At 42.0% G+C, this 17,157-nt stretch carries 10 protein-coding genes; 3 read left to right on the forward strand and 7 right to left on the reverse strand.

From position 1 onward, the window contains the following. On the reverse strand, nucleotides 1–538 hold a 538-nt coding region (locus LZG71_RS21100), incomplete at its 3' end, for an IS982 family transposase (RefSeq protein ID WP_233823755.1). 86 nt (nucleotides 539–624) lie between these two features. Beyond that, on the reverse strand, nucleotides 625–1,593 hold the full coding sequence (locus tag LZG71_RS21105) for a hypothetical protein (RefSeq protein WP_233823757.1): 969 nt from the start codon (nucleotides 1,591–1,593) through the stop codon (nucleotides 625–627). Between the two features lie 421 nt (nucleotides 1,594–2,014). On the opposite strand from LZG71_RS21105, the gene LZG71_RS21110 reads away from it, so the two are divergent. Continuing rightward, nucleotides 2,015–3,934, forward strand: coding sequence for an alpha/beta fold hydrolase (locus LZG71_RS21110; RefSeq protein ID WP_233823759.1), 1,920 nt, complete (start codon nucleotides 2,015–2,017; stop codon nucleotides 3,932–3,934). Between the two features lie 306 nt (nucleotides 3,935–4,240). Further along, a complete protein-coding gene (locus LZG71_RS21115; RefSeq protein ID WP_233823761.1) occupies nucleotides 4,241–6,793 on the forward strand; it encodes an adenosylcobalamin-dependent ribonucleoside-diphosphate reductase in 2,553 nt (850 codons plus the stop codon). 49 nt (nucleotides 6,794–6,842) lie between these two features. Here LZG71_RS21115 and LZG71_RS21120 read toward each other — a convergent pair whose 3' ends face one another. Then, on the reverse strand, nucleotides 6,843–8,258 hold the full coding sequence (locus tag LZG71_RS21120) for a TlpA disulfide reductase family protein (RefSeq protein WP_233823763.1): 1,416 nt from the start codon (nucleotides 8,256–8,258) through the stop codon (nucleotides 6,843–6,845). Nucleotides 8,259–8,411: 153 nt separating this feature from the next. Next, nucleotides 8,412–9,767: an adenylosuccinate lyase gene (gene purB / locus LZG71_RS21125; protein ID WP_233823765.1), complete on the reverse strand. Its 1,356-nt coding sequence runs from the start codon at nucleotides 9,765–9,767 to the stop codon at nucleotides 8,412–8,414. 158 nt (nucleotides 9,768–9,925) lie between these two features. On the opposite strand from purB, the gene LZG71_RS21130 reads away from it, so the two are divergent. Then, nucleotides 9,926–10,666, forward strand: a complete 741-nt coding sequence (locus LZG71_RS21130; RefSeq protein ID WP_233823767.1) for an MIP/aquaporin family protein — start codon at nucleotides 9,926–9,928, stop codon at nucleotides 10,664–10,666. Between the two features lie 95 nt (nucleotides 10,667–10,761). Here LZG71_RS21130 and LZG71_RS21135 read toward each other — a convergent pair whose 3' ends face one another. From LZG71_RS21135 to LZG71_RS21145, 3 genes are all read right to left on the reverse strand, one after another. Then, entirely contained in the window at nucleotides 10,762–12,960 is a 2,199-nt protein-coding gene (locus LZG71_RS21135) for an FN3 associated domain-containing protein (RefSeq protein WP_233823769.1), read from the reverse strand. Then, complete coding sequence (locus LZG71_RS21140; protein WP_233823770.1) at nucleotides 12,961–14,418, reverse strand: DUF1501 domain-containing protein; 1,458 nt, start codon at nucleotides 14,416–14,418, stop codon at nucleotides 12,961–12,963. Between the two features lie 270 nt (nucleotides 14,419–14,688). After that, on the reverse strand, nucleotides 14,689–17,007 hold the full coding sequence (locus LZG71_RS21145; protein WP_409013649.1) for a PSD1 and planctomycete cytochrome C domain-containing protein: 2,319 nt from the start codon (nucleotides 17,005–17,007) through the stop codon (nucleotides 14,689–14,691). Nucleotides 17,008–17,157 lie beyond the last annotated feature (150 nt).

The following is a 17,157-nucleotide window of genomic DNA, read 5'->3' on the forward strand; positions in this document are numbered from 1 at the left end:
CATCGACATTGCCTTTGGTCAAATAGAATGAAAGTAATTCTCCCTTTTCATTGCAAACTAGATGCAGCTTAAAACCGTAGAACCAGCCCATTGAAGACTTCCCTCTCTCAGCTAATGTTTTGAATACCTTATGGTTATGAATTCTCTGGTTTCTGCAAACTTTAATTGTGGTACTATCTATAAAGCTAATCCCCGTACACTTTCCCAGGGATTTTTCTTTCAAGAATAAAGCCAAAACAATAAAATAGCGACTCTGTATCTCAACAAACCTATTATAAGACAGTGACTTAGGAAATAAATCCGCCCAGTGATCCTGGACTATCTGTTGATAGTAATGCTTAAAAGTTCGATGAGCTCCTAAATGGAAACAGATCAAAATGGTCAATATCTCAGAATCTGACATGGATAAAGCCCTGTTTCTGTGCTGTTTATCCGTGGCGAGCTGAGCCAATTTCATATCTTTGATTCGTGACTCAAATTCCTTAGTGAAATCGTCTACAATGCAAAATATTTCGGTAACTTTATCCTTTGAAAACATGGGAGAATATCGGTTAAATATTTGAATGTCAGATACTTAAATATACCAATATTTTCCCTGTTTTTATAAATAATAAGCAAAGATTCTTATCCCGAATTGACGTTAAAATAGGTCATTTTAACCGGGAGAATACAGGTGCTAACTAATTCCTCTACCGAAAAGTAAGGAACAGCCTGCCCGTCAACTACAACCCAAAGACTTCGTATTTTTTCAATTTCAGTATGAGCATACAACACATCAGACAAGGAAAGTGGTGACACCGATGAAATCATTGCTGTACCGGCTTCTATTTCATTATCCGTTGTACCCGCCTCTAAAATACCGTCTCCATCATCCAAATAAACTTTATAATTTATCTCAAACGGGGTAGTTGCAGTGGTCGTCACGTCTATGTCATAGCTATTTGATGCCGGATCGTTACAATTAAGGTTTCCACTTAATTCAATATCATTATTTACAAGTTGAAATCCCAAAGTAGAACAATGTACCGTAGGATTTTGTGAATTCGCATTTGTAGACCAGGCATCACCTTTAAGACTTGGCACCGAGTTACAGGAGCCTGGAATTGTTAATGTTAAATTAGTTACGGTATACCTATCAAAACCCGCATTAAGCCCTCCTCCCTTTGTTATTGTTATACCCGTAAACATAGGAGAAACTGCTGCATCTGCCCTGTATTCCTCAAGGAGAACAGGAATAGCATTAGTGTTATCTATCACCAGGGTTGCCAGAGCATTGCCTAGCTGCGTACTGGTGGGGGCAGAACTGTAGGGAATAGGATGAGAAGCTGTGTACCCATCCAGTGTCCAGAGATGTACAAAAATAAACTTGTTACCATTGTTACTCTCGAGGTCAAAGGACAAATCAATATTTACCTGACAATTAGTACCATCAAATGTAGTAGTATTTAGCGACACCCCAGGACTATCGAAGTCACACTGAGCTGTGGATTTCCCAACAACAAAAAACATACAATAAAAAAAACAGGTAAACGACACAAAATGTGACAAGGCGCCAAGCGACCTATTTCGAAGAGGGTTGTAGAACATTTTCATAGTCTTGTAGATTTATATATGACTGATTTTCAATGTGTTACATGAATATATTCATAAATAATATCTCTTAAACCCATGGCAGACTATTTGAACCTAAAACTTATTTAACGGTTTCGAAAGAGCACAGGCTGTCCTTAAAAAAGGTGATAGATAACAGCCCGCAGAACGAAAATATGAGGATTTGAGTCGGTGGATTAACCCGGACGAAGTCATGCGTTTGAGGAAAAAGAAAACCAGATCACTACTTCTAAAAGGACATTGGCGTTTTGGATAATGCACCTGTTGCAGACTTCCTCCCCGCCAACCTGACAACCCTCAACTTACCCAACTACACGCTAAATCAAAATCCACAATTTTCTATTAGTAAGTATTTGTATTTCATAACTTTATAGAAACAAATTCTCTCACTAAAACTTTGATAATGATGATGGTTCAGTCAAAATCAGTACTAGCCGTGGTAGTTATGGCCGGGCTATTAGGTTCTTGTAATAAAAAGGAAGAAGACAAATCCCGAATACCAAAACAGTACACCATTGAGCAGCTGGCCAGCAACTTGTCGGTTTCAGCTGCCGGTTTCAGTGCCGATGAATCGAAGGTGTTGGTAAGCAATAATTCCTCCGGAATTTTCAACGTATATGAACTAAACGTTGCCGACACTACTTCCAAAGAACTCACATCGTCGAAAAAGGAATCATTTTTCGCAGTTGATTATCTTCCCAAAAGTGACAATTATATTTATTCCGCCGATCAGGGTGGTGACGAGAATGCGCATCTTTATTTGAGAAGCAAGACCGATTCTACCGCAAAAGATCTTACGCCCTGGCCAAAAAGCGCAAACAATTTTGCCGGATGGAGCGACGATAAAAAGGCGATGTACGTGAGCAGCAACAAACGCGATCCTAAGTTTTTTGACATATGGAAACTGGAAACGGCATCATGGAAGCCTACTTTGCTTTTCGAAAACAAAGATGGTTATACACCATCGGGTGTGAGCAAAAGCGAACGTTATGTGGCCCTAACGAAGGAAATCACATCAGATAAAAACGACCTGTATTTGTACGACCGCACTTCAAAAACAACCAAACGCCTGAGCAACGACAACGAAGCGATTTGGTTCCCGCTGGCTTTTGAGAAAAACGACAGCATTATGTACTATGCCACGAGCGACGGAAGCGAGTTTACCTACATCACTAAATACAACATCAATAGCGGAAAGGCCGAAAAATACTTTGAAGACAAATGGGACGTGGTAAACATGAGCCTGAGTGAGAATGAGAAATATCACACCATTTTCATTAACGATGATGGCAAAAACAAGGTGCTGCTATTCGATCACGCAAGTGGCAAAGCCATCAATTTCCCGGATATCAAGGATGCGGATGTGCTGAATGTCATTATTTCTCCAACGGAAAGGAATATGCTGTTAACCGTAGGCAGCAGCACAAGCCCGACAAACCTGTATACCTATAATTTTGAAAAGAAGGAGTTGAAACAACTCACGTCGACGCTAAACAAGGCAATTGATGAGAATGATCTGGTAAAAGCGGAAGTGGTTCGTTTTAAATCTTTTGACGGAAAAGAGATCCCTGCGATTTATTACAAACCGCTACAAGCCAGCAAGGACAGCAAAACCCCGGCGCTGGTTTGGGTTCATGGCGGTCCGGGTGGACAAAGTCGGGTTGGGTTCAGCAATTCCATTCAATATCTGGTGAATCATGGCTATGCAGTACTCGCTGTGAACAACCGCGGTAGCAGCGGATATGGAAAGACATTTTATAAAATGGACAACAAAGACCACAGCAACGGCGATTTGAAGGATTGTGTTTGGGGTAAAAAATGGCTTGCCGAGCAAAATTATATCGACAGCAGTGCGATAGGAATTTATGGCGGCAGTTATGGAGGCTGTATGGTTTTGGCCGCACTTGCATTTCAGCCGGACGAATTTAAAGTTGGGGTGGATTTGTTCGGTGTTGCCAACTGGCTACGTACATTGAGAAGCATTCCGCCATACTGGGAAGCAGCCCGAAAAGCACTTTATGATGAACTGGGTGACCCGTCAACCGCGGACAGCGTTCGACTTAAAAGCATTTCGCCTTTATTCAATTATGAAAAAATTAAAAAACCACTAATCGTTTTCCAAGGCGCGAACGATGTTCGGGTTTTGAAAGTGGAGAGCGATGAAATTGTAGCGGGCGTGAAGAAAAACGGTATACCGGTTGAGTATGTGGTATACCGCGATGAAGGTCATGGATTTGTAAAAAAAGAAAACCAGATCACCACCTCCAAAAAGACACTGGCGTTTCTGGATAAATACCTGAAAACACAACCAGAAACCAAGTGATCTGATGGCAGCCAAATTGTAATAATTGTATTTGAAATTACAGAAAAGAGATCAGAATATTTGGTCTCTTTTTTTGTAACCCCTTAAATTATAGCCCTTTTATTGCCCATCGCTAAACCACTTTAACAGCAAATAGAAAAATACTTTTTTGTAAACTTTTTTCTACAACTAAAAAATAATGAACTCACTATAAATTAGTTACAAATAATTTCTGTAAACTTTTCTCCATTTAAATCTTCGTAACATGTATTAATTTACTAAATTTACCAGCTCGATTTTTAACCCCAACACATACCAACACACAAAATGGAAGTTACCAATTCCTTTCAAACGGAACAGACCTACACCAGCGACGAAGCGTATCAGGCTTCGGTTCAATACTTTAAAGGAGACGAACTTGCGGCCCGCGTTTGGGTGAACAAATATGCTCTTAAAGATTCTTACGGAGCGATCTACGAAGCGACTCCGGATGACATGCATCGCAGGATTGCAAAAGAAATTGCAAGGATAGAAGTACGTTATCCAAATCCACTAAGTGAGGACGAAATTTTCGACCTGATCAAGGATTTCAAATACATTATACCACAAGGAAGCCCGATGACCGGAATCGGAAACCCTTTCCAGATCGCTTCTTTGTCCAACTGCTTTGTGATCGGCAATGGTTCTGCTGCGGATTCTTACGGCGGAATTATGAAAGTGGATCAGGAGCAGGTGCAGCTGATGAAACGTCGTGGAGGTGTTGGTCACGATTTGTCACACATCCGCCCGAAAGGATCGCCTGTTAAAAATTCGGCGCTAACTTCAACGGGTATTGTTCCCTTTATGGAGCGGTACTCAAATTCAACACGCGAAGTAGCTCAGGACGGTCGCCGTGGCGCATTGATGCTCTCTGTGGCAATTAAACACCCGGATTCTGAAAATTTCATCGATGCAAAAATGGAATCCGGCAAAGTGACCGGTGCTAATGTTTCGGTTCGTATTGACGATGCGTTTATGAGAGCTGTTGAATCCAACAGTCTTTACAACCAGCAATATCCGATCAATAGCGCCACGCCAACTTACCAAAAGGATATTGATGCAAATGCGCTTTGGAAGAAAATAGTACACAATGCATGGCGTTCGGCTGAGCCTGGAATTCTGTTCTGGGATACGATTATCCGTGAATCAGTTCCGGATTGTTATGCCGATTTGGGATACGAAACGGTTTCTACCAACCCATGCGGTGAGATACCGCTTTGTCCGTACGATTCGTGCCGTTTGCTTGCAATCAATTTGTTCTCTTATGTAGAAAATCCGTTTACCAAAGAGGCTGCATTCAATTGGACTTTGTTCAAAAAACACATTGCTGCCGCACAACGGATGATGGATGACATCATTGATCTGGAATTGGAAAAGATTGACGCGATACTTTTAAAAATCGATGAAGATCCAGAAGATGCGGAGATCAAACGGACAGAACGTAACCTTTGGCTCAATATCCAGACCAAAGCTAATGAAGGCAGAAGAACCGGGATTGGTATCACTGCGGAAGGTGACATGCTTGCTGCGTTGGGATTGCGGTACGGAAGTGATGAAGGAACCGAATTCTCTGTTGAAATCCATAAAACGGTTGCTTTGGAAGCTTACAGGGCTTCTGTGCATACAGCCAAAGAACGTGGTGCATTCTCCATTTTTGACTCAGAAAGAGAGAAAAATAATCCTTTTATTCTTCGTTTGAAAGAAGCCGATGCACAGCTTTATTATGAAATGCTGGAATATGGCAGAAGGAATATTGCATTGCTGACCATCGCTCCTACCGGAACAACGAGTTTGATGTCTCAAACCAGTTCGGGAATTGAGCCGGTTTTCATGCCGGTTTATAAAAGAAGAAGAAAAGTGAACCCGAATGACAAAGATGTTCGTGTTGACTTTGTGGATGAAGTGGGTGATTCATGGGAAGAATACATCGTTTTCCACCATCGTTTCAAGCAATGGATGGAGATCAATGGCTATGATACTTCGGTGAATTACTCGGAAAAAGAACTGGAAGAAATCGTTAAGAAATCGCCTTACTACAAAGCGACTTCAAACGACGTAAATTACCTGAATAAGGTAAAAATGCAAGGTGCTATTCAAAAGTGGGTGGACCATTCGATCAGCGTTACGATCAACATGCCAAACGATGTGACCGAGGAATTGGTAGGCGAGTGTTACATGGAAGCCTGGAAAGCGGGTTGCAAGGGAGTTACAGTATATCGTGATGGTTCACGTTCAGGCGTTCTGATCTCAGCGGACGACAAACAAAAAGAACCGGAAGTGGTTGCTAATACTCCATTCCCGACTATCCGTCCTCAGACGCTTGAGGCGGAAGTTGTTCGTTTCCAGAATAAAAAAGACAAATGGATTGCTTTTATTGGCTTAATAGATGACAAACCCTACGAAATTTTCACTGGTTTTGCGGATGATGAAGACGGAATATTGATTCCAAGATGGGTTGATGAAGGTTTGATCATCAAGAACCGCGAAGCTGATGGAAGTTCACGCTACGATTTCCAATATAAAAACACAAGAGGTTACAAAACGACCATCGAAGGCTTATCTCACAAGTTCAATCCGGAATATTGGAACTACGCCAAGTTGATTTCCAGCACATTACGTCACGGAATGCCAATTGAAAAAGTGGTAGACCTGATCAGTAGTTTGCAACTGGATGAATCCATCAATACCTGGAAAAACGGTGTAGCCCGTGCCTTGAAACGTTATGTCCCGGATGGTACGGAAGTAAAAAAGCAAAGCTGCCAGAACTGTAATTCTACAAATCTGATGTATCAGGAAGGATGTTTGACTTGTAAGGATTGCGGCAGTTCGAAGTGTGGGTGAGTATGAGTAGAGCCTGTCCGGCTTTAAAAATCGGGCAGGCTTTAATTTTTCAAAGACCAGTATACAGTTTTACAAATTCTACCCAGTTTTTGCCATTCGGTACCCGAAGGTATTTTCCTTGTGGAGTGATTAACAATTTTGTTGGATAGTAAGTTACGGCAAAACTTTTCTCAACTTTGCCGTCTGACATGGCAACAGGAAAAGTAAATTTTTTCTCCTGAATATAACCCAAAACTTTGTCCTTCTTGTCGTTGCACGCAATAGTCAAAACGGTCATTTTATCTTGTTTTGGCTTGATGTACGACTGATATAAATTTTCGAGATCAGGATGCTCTTCCCGGCAAGGCGCACACCAAGTCCCCCAAAAGTCGATCAAAATCCACTTCCCGTTCAATTCTTTTCCTAAAAATTTCTTATCATCCAGCATAGAAAGCTCAATGGGCGGAATATTTGCCGATCTACTGTTTACGTTTTCGAGCCAATAAGCTTCGAAACTCATTTTGTTATTATCTGTTCGGCCGTAGACTTCTTCTAACTGACTTTTGTGTGTGGGATCAGCTAGAGACATTTCCAGTAGTACAGGAATCAATTTATTGTTATCAGCTTTTTGTTGCGTCAAGAAAGTCAAATAATCGCTCTGAAAGGAGATTTTATCTGCACCAAATAGAAAGGGCATGTCGTAATAAAATCCATAGTTGGTTAAATCTATTCGATCAGGACTATTTTTGAAAGCAATTTTTAGACTGGACTCTTTCTCCTCCAAATTCTGGGTATTGATGGCTCTCAACAAATTTAAGCTGGCGTAAATATACCTCAACCAGGATCGTCTCCGTAGTTCATCATATGGAGTCGACTCGGTCACAGAGATTGGAGCATTGCCAAATTGTTTACTTAAAGCGACGAAAAGTTGTTCAGAAACCTCAGATAAAGCCGGATTCCCTACGATTGCTTTATATATCAACACCCCATATCGTCCTGATTTGCTGGCATATAAATCATTTGACTCAACTTCATTTTTGATAAACTTATTGATGAGTGTTGTTACCTGGGTCGGGTTTTTAGCAGATGCCTGGATTTTCATCCAAAGGTCGAGTGGACGTACTAAAGTTGACAACTCGGTTGTTGTGTCACGTGTCAATAAACCTAACAAAGTTGTTGCAAATTCCTTTTTTTCAGAGGCGTTCTTACCCGATGTATCGATCAGCATCTGGGCGAGAGGATAGTGAATCTCGTCACTCAACAATCCCTTTGTTTCCTTCGTGAGATCCTTCGAAAACTTTACAATATAAACGAATGCAGAATCCTGGTTCGGACTTTCATTTATGTATTTTTTGACATTTGTAAAATTACCCGACTGCTCAGTAGTTAGCGTAATAGGGCTCTGGGCTTGTACATGGTAAAGCGACAAGACCAGAAGCATAAACTGGGAGTGGATTGTTAATCCTTTGAATCGTTTTAGAAACATGACGTTGTCGTTTACATGTGAAAAAATAACAGAGTAAATATATAAAAAACATTTATATATAATTAATTATCCTTATTGCACATGTATATAAATCAAGAAAGGAATCAATCTCCCGATTGATTCCTTTCTTGATCCTTTAATGACTATTCCTAACTATTTCGTCTCCTCAACTACCCCCAAGTAATTGAAAGGAGTTAGCGCTCTCAATTCTTCACGAATTTGCTCGGAAACCTCCAGAGTCTCCACAAATCTGGAAATGGAATCGTGGGTGATTTTTTCGTTGGTACGAGTGAGTTCTTTCAGCGCTTCGTATGGTTTTGGATAACCTTCACGACGAAGTATAGTCTGGATTGCCTCTGAAATCACAGCCCAGTTGTCTTCAAGCTCTGCTTTCAGAATTTCGCCATTCAGCTCCACTTTCCCTAAACCTTTAATTAAAGAGTTAAGAGCAATACACTGGTGCGCAATCGGCACACCTATATTACGCAGTACAGTAGAATCCGTTAAGTCACGCTGCATTCTTGAGATAGGAAGTTTTGCAGCAAAGTGCTCAAACAAAGCAGATGCCAGTCCAAGATTTCCTTCCGAGTTTTCAAAATCGATCGGATTCACCTTATGCGGCATTGCAGATGAGCCAACTTCGCCAGCCTTAATTTTCTGTTTGAAATATCCCATGGAAATGTAGGTCCACATATCCCGGTTCAAATCGGTAAGAATCGTATTTAATCTTTTCAGACAGTCAAACGTTGCCGCAAGGTTGTCATAATGTTCAATTTGGGTTGTATGCCTGCTTCTTTTCAGTCCGAGCCCTTCCACAAAATGATTCCCGAATGCCATCCAGTCCTGCTTTGGATAGGCTACATGGTGCGCATTGAAGTTACCTGTTGCACCTCCGAATTTCGCCGAATTTGGAATTTTGTCTAACATCTCTAACTGGCGTTCAAGACGTTCCACAAATACCAAAAACTCTTTCCCTACACGTGTAGGAGACGCAGGCTGCCCGTGCGTGAAAGCAAGCATAGGTACATTTTTCCACTCAATCGACATTCTTTTTAGCACAAAAAGAACCTGACGGAATAATGGCTTCACCTGACGTTCCATCGCATCTTTCAATGACAATGGAATCGCTGTGTTATTTATATCCTGAGAAGTTAATCCAAAGTGGATAAACTCCTGAAAAGATTCTATTTCCAGTTTCTCAAACTGTTCCTTGATAAAATATTCAACAGCCTTCACATCATGATTGGTCGTCTTTTCGATGTCTTTTATATGCAGTGCATCCTGTTCTGAAAAATCTTCATATATCTTACGCAGGGAAGCATATTTTTTCTTATCGAACTCGGCTAGCTGAGGGAGAGGAATTTCACATAACGCGATAAAATATTCGATTTCAACATACACGCGGTAGTAAATAAGTGCGTATTCCGAAAAGTAGGCCGAAAGCTCAGAGACTTGTTTGTAGTAACGGCCGTCTACCGGTGAAATAGCCGTAAGTTGGTTTAATGACATGATTTTCAATACAGAAGAATAGATTATCACACAAAGTTAGCAGAAATCGGCGTCCAAAACTGGTAAATCCAACATGAAATATTCTTTTTGGTATTCATGAAAGATATTTTAAAACAATTCGCATATTCGCCTGTCAAATCTGAACTGTTATCACCAACATGCATCAATCGCCATTTCTCGGAGAGTTAATCGGAACTATGACCCTTATTTTATTAGGCAATGGTGTTGTAGCCAATGTAGTTCTTAAACAAACCAAAGGCGAAAGTGCCGGCTGGATCGTGATTACCGCTGGATGGGCTTTTGCCGTCATGTTAGGTGTGTTTACTGCCAATGCATTTGGAAGTGCGGCTGCACATATTAATCCCGCTGTTACCATTGGCTTCGCCGTATTACGGAACGATTTTAGCATGGTACCCACCTACCTCCTAGCCCAACTGATTGGGGCCTTTCTGGGAGCAGTTCTCGTTTGGCTGAATTATTATCCCCATTGGAAAGCAACGGAAGATCCTGGATCAAAACTTGCATGTTTTGCAACAGGCCCCGCAATAAGGTCATCCGGACCCAATTTTTTGAGCGAATTTATTGCAACAATCGTACTTATTGTTGGAGTTGTTGCAATTGGGTACGCCGGAACCTCAGATCCTGATAAAGGTGGAATCCCTTCCGGTATAGCACCCTATCTGGTTGGTATGTTGGTGTGGAGTATCGGACTTTCATTAGGCGGAACGACAGGCTACGCTATCAATCCGGTCAGGGATCTGGGACCGAGACTGGCATATTCTATTTTGCCTATTCCAAACAAAGGGTCGTCCGATTGGGGATATGGATGGATTCCCGTGGTAGCACCAATTGTTGGCGCGATTGTGGGCGGATTGGTTTTGAGGGCATTTTCTTTTTGAAAAACTAAAATACATTCATTGCACTGCTCCGAATTTTTTGCATTAAATCTGTGCAAAAATTCGGAGTTTTTGCATTAAAAAAATGCATTTTCCTCTCAATTCACAAAAACCTCATCCACAAAAACCCAAGCCTTTTCTCCTTTTCCGGGATGCCAGGCAGGTAATTTTGCCAATGGTTTTGCAATGATTTTGATGCAGCTTAATTCCTGAGATTCGAAATCTGCTTCAAAAACCATGTTATCCACATTTGGGGTTTCTTTTACAGGCAATTCGGGAGTGAGTACTTTTAATAGTTTTAAATTTTTCTCATCTTTTCCACCCCAAATTTCAATTCTCGTCGGAGGGAAAATGTAGCCGCCTACATTCCTGAGCATACTCAGTGTCACATTTTGCGCCTTTACAGAATTTGTGAAAAATAAATAGGATTCAAATGGCTGATCTCTGTATCCCAGCCATTTTCCACTGGAAGGAGTGTTGTCACTCTTTACTCCATCTGCAATCGTAATGTCCTTTTGCGCAGGATATTTAACATCAGGTTGCGTGATTAGCCGCACGCTGTCAATATGAAATGCGGATTTAAAAAAGTATTTATCCACACCTTTGCTTCCATACCAGCCATTCTTAAATGCTCTTGCTTTGATCTTCGTATTTTTCGCGATGTCAATCGGCTTCTTATAGACTAGCGACGTGGTGCTATCCGGTTCTCTGCCGTCCAGCGTATATCGGATCGTCGTGCCGGGAATCTGATGTTTCAATGTGATTTTGGTGCCGCCGGAAATAATCTGATTTTCGTTTTCAATAATGGGTGGATTCAGGGCGAGAACAACGGTGTCACTCCGGTAACCTGTCTCGAAACTGATTTTCTTTTCCTTTCTCAATAACGCCAGTTCTTCGGTCGAAATTCCTGTGCTCCAGACATACACTTTTTTCAGCGACGGTGTTTGTTCCAAAACTTTCACCTGCGCCAGTTTGACGGAAGTCCCGCTTAACGACAACTCTCTCAACTTGGTCAGCTTTTTCAATTCTCCTAATGTAGTACCCTGAACATCAGTAAAATTCAATATCAGTTTTCGTAATTCAGGAAATTGAGCAATTGCTTTTATATCCTCATCTTTCACCGGCATTTTGCTCAAATCCATTGAAACGATCTGTTCTTTTAAAGGCAACAGTGCCGAAATATCTTCTGCTTTAAAATTGGCCCGATTGTAAAAGTTCACAAACAGCGCCGGAGATTCTGCGGATAGCGATTTAATCAGTCTGTAATTCGTGTTCAATTCCTTTACCTTATCGGCATTCGCAGCACTGAAATCATATTCTTCTTCCGTTCTTCCTCCTCCAAGTATATTCTCCGCATACGCATAAACCGCACTTTGAGGAGACAGCGAACTCACCATCTGATCGAAGCGGGAACCGTCTTTGACCCAAGCCGCTATTAAGACAATCTCTTCGTCAGTTAACTGCACTTTTCCTCTTGGCGGCATGTGCTTTTTATCATCAAGAGGCAAATGAACGCGGTTTAAAAGTAATCCAAGATCCGCTTTCGTCGTATCCCAAAGTATCCCGTTTTTGCCTCCTTTTGCCAACAACTCCTTCGTTTGCATTTGGAGGTTTCCCTTCGATTTCTCAGCATTATGGCATGAATAGCATTTTTGCTGAAGAACAGGTTGTACCAAATCGTCGTATACCTTGGCGTCCTCAATGGCGACTTTCTTTTCTGTTTCATTGGAAACGGGTATTGGAGAAATCAGGAAATCTTCTCCATGGGTTAGATTTCCTCCCAAATGCCCTCCAACGATCAGGAGAAATAAAAAGGCGGCGGCAAGAATCTTCGCAGGGATTTTCCAAATGGGCAAATAGTGGCGAAAGCTATACCAGACAATACCACCTATGGAAATAGCAATTCCCATCCATTTGTGCCAAAACAGCGCATTGTCTTCATAACCTTCTTCCTGCGACAAAATGAAACCGGAAAATGCAGCGATTACAGCTGTGAAAATTCCGATAAGAAACAGCGTGTCGGCCAGATTCTCATGCCAACGTGTGGAATCCTTTTTCTCAACAATTAAAGTCCAAAACGCATACAGCATCAACACAACCAAAGGGAAATGTAAAACCAGCGGATGCATTCGCCCAACTGCCTGCATCCAATACGGTACGGCAAAACTGTTCTCGAAAATGAGGATAAATATGAGTAATCCGTTGAGAAAAAAGGTAACGTTGTATACCCAACCAGCCCAGGCTGGCTCTTTCGGATTCGGTAAATGTTGATGCGTGGGTTTAGAAACTGATTCCATTTAAGCAATAATACCTTTTACCAGCTTGCCAGCTACGTCCGTAAGCCGGTAACGTCGACCTTGATTTTTGAAAACCAGTTTCTCATGATCAAGCCCTAATTGATTCAGAATCGTTGCATGAAAATCGTGAACGTGAACAGGATCTTTCACAATGTTATAGCCGAATTCGTCGGTCTCGCCGTATACAATTCCGGGCTTAATTCCACCACCTGCCATCCAAACCGTAAATGCTCTCGGATGGTGGTCACGGCCATAATTATCCTTTGTCAACGCTCCCTGGCAATAGTTTGTCCGACCAAATTCTCCACCCCAGATCACAAGCGTTTCATCCAATAATCCGCGCTGTTTCAGATCGGTAATTAATGCTGCCGATGCCTGATCTACATCCATACATTGACCTTTTATTTCATTAGGCAAACCACCATGACTATCCCAACCCTGATGATAAAGCTGGATAAAGCGGACGCCTTGCTCGGATAACTTTCTTGCCAAAAGACAATTCGCTGCATACGTACCCGGAACCAAACATTCCGGCCCATACATTTTCACGATAGATTCAGGCTCTTTGCTCATATCCGTGATTTCGGGAACAGCTGTTTGCATTCGGAAAGCCATTTCATACTGCTGCACTTTGGCCGTAATTTCCGGATCGCCAAAGTCCTCATAGGTGCCCTGATTAAGTTCAGAAAGCTTATCCAGCATTTTACGACGCTGCGTGCGATCCATTCCTTCGGGATCGTTCAGATACAGAACCGGATTTTCACCACTACTAAACTGCACACCCTGATGAACCGAATCCAGAAAACCGTTTGTCCACAATTTGGAATAAACCCCTTGCCCATTTCCCTTTCCTCTCGACAACAAAACACAAAATCCGGGCAAATTCTGATTCTCACTTCCCAAACCATAACTCAGCCACGCACCCATACTTGGCCGGTTTCCAACCTGTGCGCCTGTTTGGAAAAACGTTAGTGCCGGATCGTGGTTAATGGCTTCGGTATTTAACGTTTTTATGATGCAAAGATCATCGACAATGCCCGCCATGTATGGCAGCAATTCGCTCATCCATGCACCTGATTTGCCGTATTGTTTGAAATTAAAAATCGAACCTGCCAGCGGAAATTTGGCCTGATCGGCTGTCATACCAGTCAGTCGCTGTCCACCACGAATTGATTCCGGCAAATCTTCACCATGCATTTTGTTCAACATCGGTTTGTAATCGAACAAATCGAGCTGTGAAGGCGCGCCATTTTGGAAAAGGTAAATAACGCGTTTGGCTTTTGGTGCAAAATGCGGCAAACCAGCCATGAGATCATTCATATCGCTATCGCCATTCCCTTTGAAAATATCGGGAATCAGCAACGAACCAAGAGCAGCACTTCCAAGGCCCAGGCTAAGCTTGGACAGAAAGTGTCGTCTGGTGGTATTCATTCCAAAATCAAAAACCTGTTTTTCCATGAGTGGTAGCTTTTAGCTCCTGGCTTTGAGCTGTTAGCTTTGTTTCGTTTTCAAATGATATTTCTACTATTTCTTAGCCGCGGTTTGTGTCCTTCTGCCGCGGTTTGTGTCTTCACAACAGCTTTTTGCACGATGCCCAATTCATTTGTGGGGACACAAACGAAGGCAAACCCTTTTCCGCCGCTGTTTGTGTCCTCACAAACAGCTTTTTGCAAGACGCCCGATTCGTTTGTGAGGACACAAACGAAGGCAAAAACAGCTCATAGCTAATCAGGATTTCGTGATCGTTTCCTCCATATTATACAGCGTGTTAATTACCCGCATCAGCGCTGCCGCCTGGTTTTCTTTCACATTTTTCTCATGCGGATATTCCCCTACATTCAATATTTTGAAAGCCTGCTTTTTATCTTTTACAAATACACTTTCCTCTTCGTTGTAATAGTCCGTCAACAGCTTCAATTCTTTATCCGTCGGTTTTCTACACACAATTCTTTGGAAAGATTCTTTGATCTTATCCTCTGTATTTGAAGATTTCAATGAAATTCGTTCAGCCAAAACCCGCGATGCTTCAAGCACCGTTGGGTCATTCAGCATCACCAGCGCCTGCAACGGCGTGTTGGTTTTCGAGCGTTTTATTTCACAATGATCCCGGTTGCTTGCATCGAAAATGATCATGGATGGCGGCGGAACGGTCAGTTTAATAAACGTGTACATTCCTCTTCGATAAAGCGCTTCTCCCCGATCCTGCTGATAAGTTCTGAGCGATCCGCGTCCTGATGTCGCAGCTTCCCAAAGTCCTTTTGGCTGGTAAGGTTTTACGCTTGGTCCGCCAATTTTTGGATTCAATAAGCCACTTGTAGACAACACCATATCACGAACAAATTCTGCCGGCAACCTATATCTCGGTCCGCGTGATAAAAGAATATTTTCAGGATCAGCCTTTAATTTTTCATCAGTAATTTTAGCCGATTGCTGGTACGTGGCAGAAGTAACGATCTGTTTCACAAGTCGTTTTATATCCCAATTGTGGTTCATAAAATCAACGGCAAGCCAGTCGAGCAAGGCAGGATTGGTCGGCAAATCTCCCTGCATTCCAAAATCACCGGTACTTTTCACCAGTCCGCGACCAAAGAATTCCTGCCAAACCTGATTTACAAAAACCCTTGCTGTCAAAGGATTCGTTTTGCTTGTTGTCCATTTTGCCAGTCCAAGCCGGTTTTGTGGAAGTTTTGTTGTGTCAAACTGCATCACAGCGGGTAGTCCTCGTGCTCTCACCACTTTCCCGGGCGCATCATAAACACCCCGGTTCAAAATATGAGTAGGTCTCAATGTGTCCAGATCTCCCAAAACCGAAACAGTTAATCGATTGGTATCCGGGCGATTGATGAAAGACAATAAGGTTTTAACCTCTTCATCTGTAATGGACATCATCGGATTTTTGGCAGGTTTTGACTGAGAAACGTCTCCTTCGTAGCCAACTTCCTTTGAATTATTGAAAAAGGCAAAAAGACGGTAATAATCCTCCTGAGAAATTGGATCGTACTTATGATCGTGACATTGGGCACATTCAACAGTAAGTCCCAGTACACCAGTACTGTATGTTTTGGTTTTATCGATATTATATTCAATCCGATACTCTTCCGGAATTACACCGCCTTCTTCGGTGTATTTATGATTTCGGAAAAATGCCGTTGCCAGAATCTGCTCTTTATTTGCATTTGGAAGCATGTCTCCCGCAATTTGCCAGGTCAGGAACTGATCATACGACATGTTTTTATTGAAGGCATTGATCAGCCAGTCGCGCCATGGCCATTGCGTTCTTACCTCGTCATCCTGATATCCATAGGAATCCGCATAACGAGCCATATCCAGCCAGTAAACGGCCATTTTCTCACCGTAGGTTTTTTGTTTGATCAGGTCATCAACTATGTTTTCGTATGCCTTATCACTTTTATCTGCCTCAAATTTATTTTGCAATTCCAACGATGGCGGAAGCCCGGTCAAATCCAGTGCAACTCTTTTCAGTAAATGACTTTTATCGGCCTCTTCATTGGGTTGTAGACCAGCGTCTTCTAATTTTTTCAATACAAAATGGTCAATCTCGTTTTTCATCCATTCCGATTTATCAACTTCCGGAATCGCTGGCAAAACAGGAGCCGTGAAGGCCCAGTGTTTTTCATATTTCGCTCCCTGCTCAATCCATTTTTTAACAGTACCGATTTCCGTTTCGCTCAATAAACCCAAATGCGACTCGGGTGTCGGCATTTGATATTCAGGATCAATCGATGTAATTCTTTTGTACAATTCCGACTGCTCCGGTTTGCCTGGGAAAATAGCGACACCATGACCGTCTTTCAATTTGGCATAGGCACTTTCTGCAACATCCAGACGGAGACCCGCTTCCCGTTTGTTGGCGTCAGGTCCATGGCAGGCAAAACATTTGTCGGATAAAATGGGCCTTATATCAAAATTGTAACTGACTACATCCGGAAGAGAATTCTTCTTTAACGTATTTTTCTGATAGCAGGAACCGAACATGATGCCAACGATCAATAGTGTCAGAGCAGCAAAGAGAATCCGGTTGTTCATGAATCAGGATCGCAATAGGTTAAATTTATTCTTGCAATATTTATAAAAACAAATGTCTAAACTATTATCCGTTTACGCTATTATATTTTATAAAAAATTTTAATAATTACCGAAATCACGTTTAAACTTCCATTTGCATAAGTTGTTCTC

The sequence above is a fragment of the Dyadobacter sp. CY312 genome, assembly GCF_021390535.1.
Lineage (GTDB): Bacteria > Bacteroidota > Bacteroidia > Cytophagales > Spirosomataceae > Dyadobacter.

Coding starts and splice junctions, on each gene's coding strand:
- LZG71_RS21105 (WP_233823757.1), bottom strand. CDS start 1,593: ATGAAAATGTTCTACAACCCTCTTCGAAATAGGTCGCTTGGCGCCTTG.
- LZG71_RS21110 (WP_233823759.1), top strand. CDS start 2,015: ATGATGATGGTTCAGTCAAAATCAGTACTAGCCGTGGTAGTTATGGCC.
- LZG71_RS21115 (WP_233823761.1), top strand. CDS start 4,241: ATGGAAGTTACCAATTCCTTTCAAACGGAACAGACCTACACCAGCGAC.
- LZG71_RS21120 (WP_233823763.1), bottom strand. CDS start 8,258: ATGTTTCTAAAACGATTCAAAGGATTAACAATCCACTCCCAGTTTATG.
- purB (WP_233823765.1), bottom strand. CDS start 9,767: ATGTCATTAAACCAACTTACGGCTATTTCACCGGTAGACGGCCGTTAC.
- LZG71_RS21130 (WP_233823767.1), top strand. CDS start 9,926: ATGCATCAATCGCCATTTCTCGGAGAGTTAATCGGAACTATGACCCTT.
- LZG71_RS21135 (WP_233823769.1), bottom strand. CDS start 12,960: ATGGAATCAGTTTCTAAACCCACGCATCAACATTTACCGAATCCGAAA.
- LZG71_RS21140 (WP_233823770.1), bottom strand. CDS start 14,418: ATGGAAAAACAGGTTTTTGATTTTGGAATGAATACCACCAGACGACAC.
- LZG71_RS21145 (WP_409013649.1), bottom strand. CDS start 17,007: ATGAACAACCGGATTCTCTTTGCTGCTCTGACACTATTGATCGTTGGC.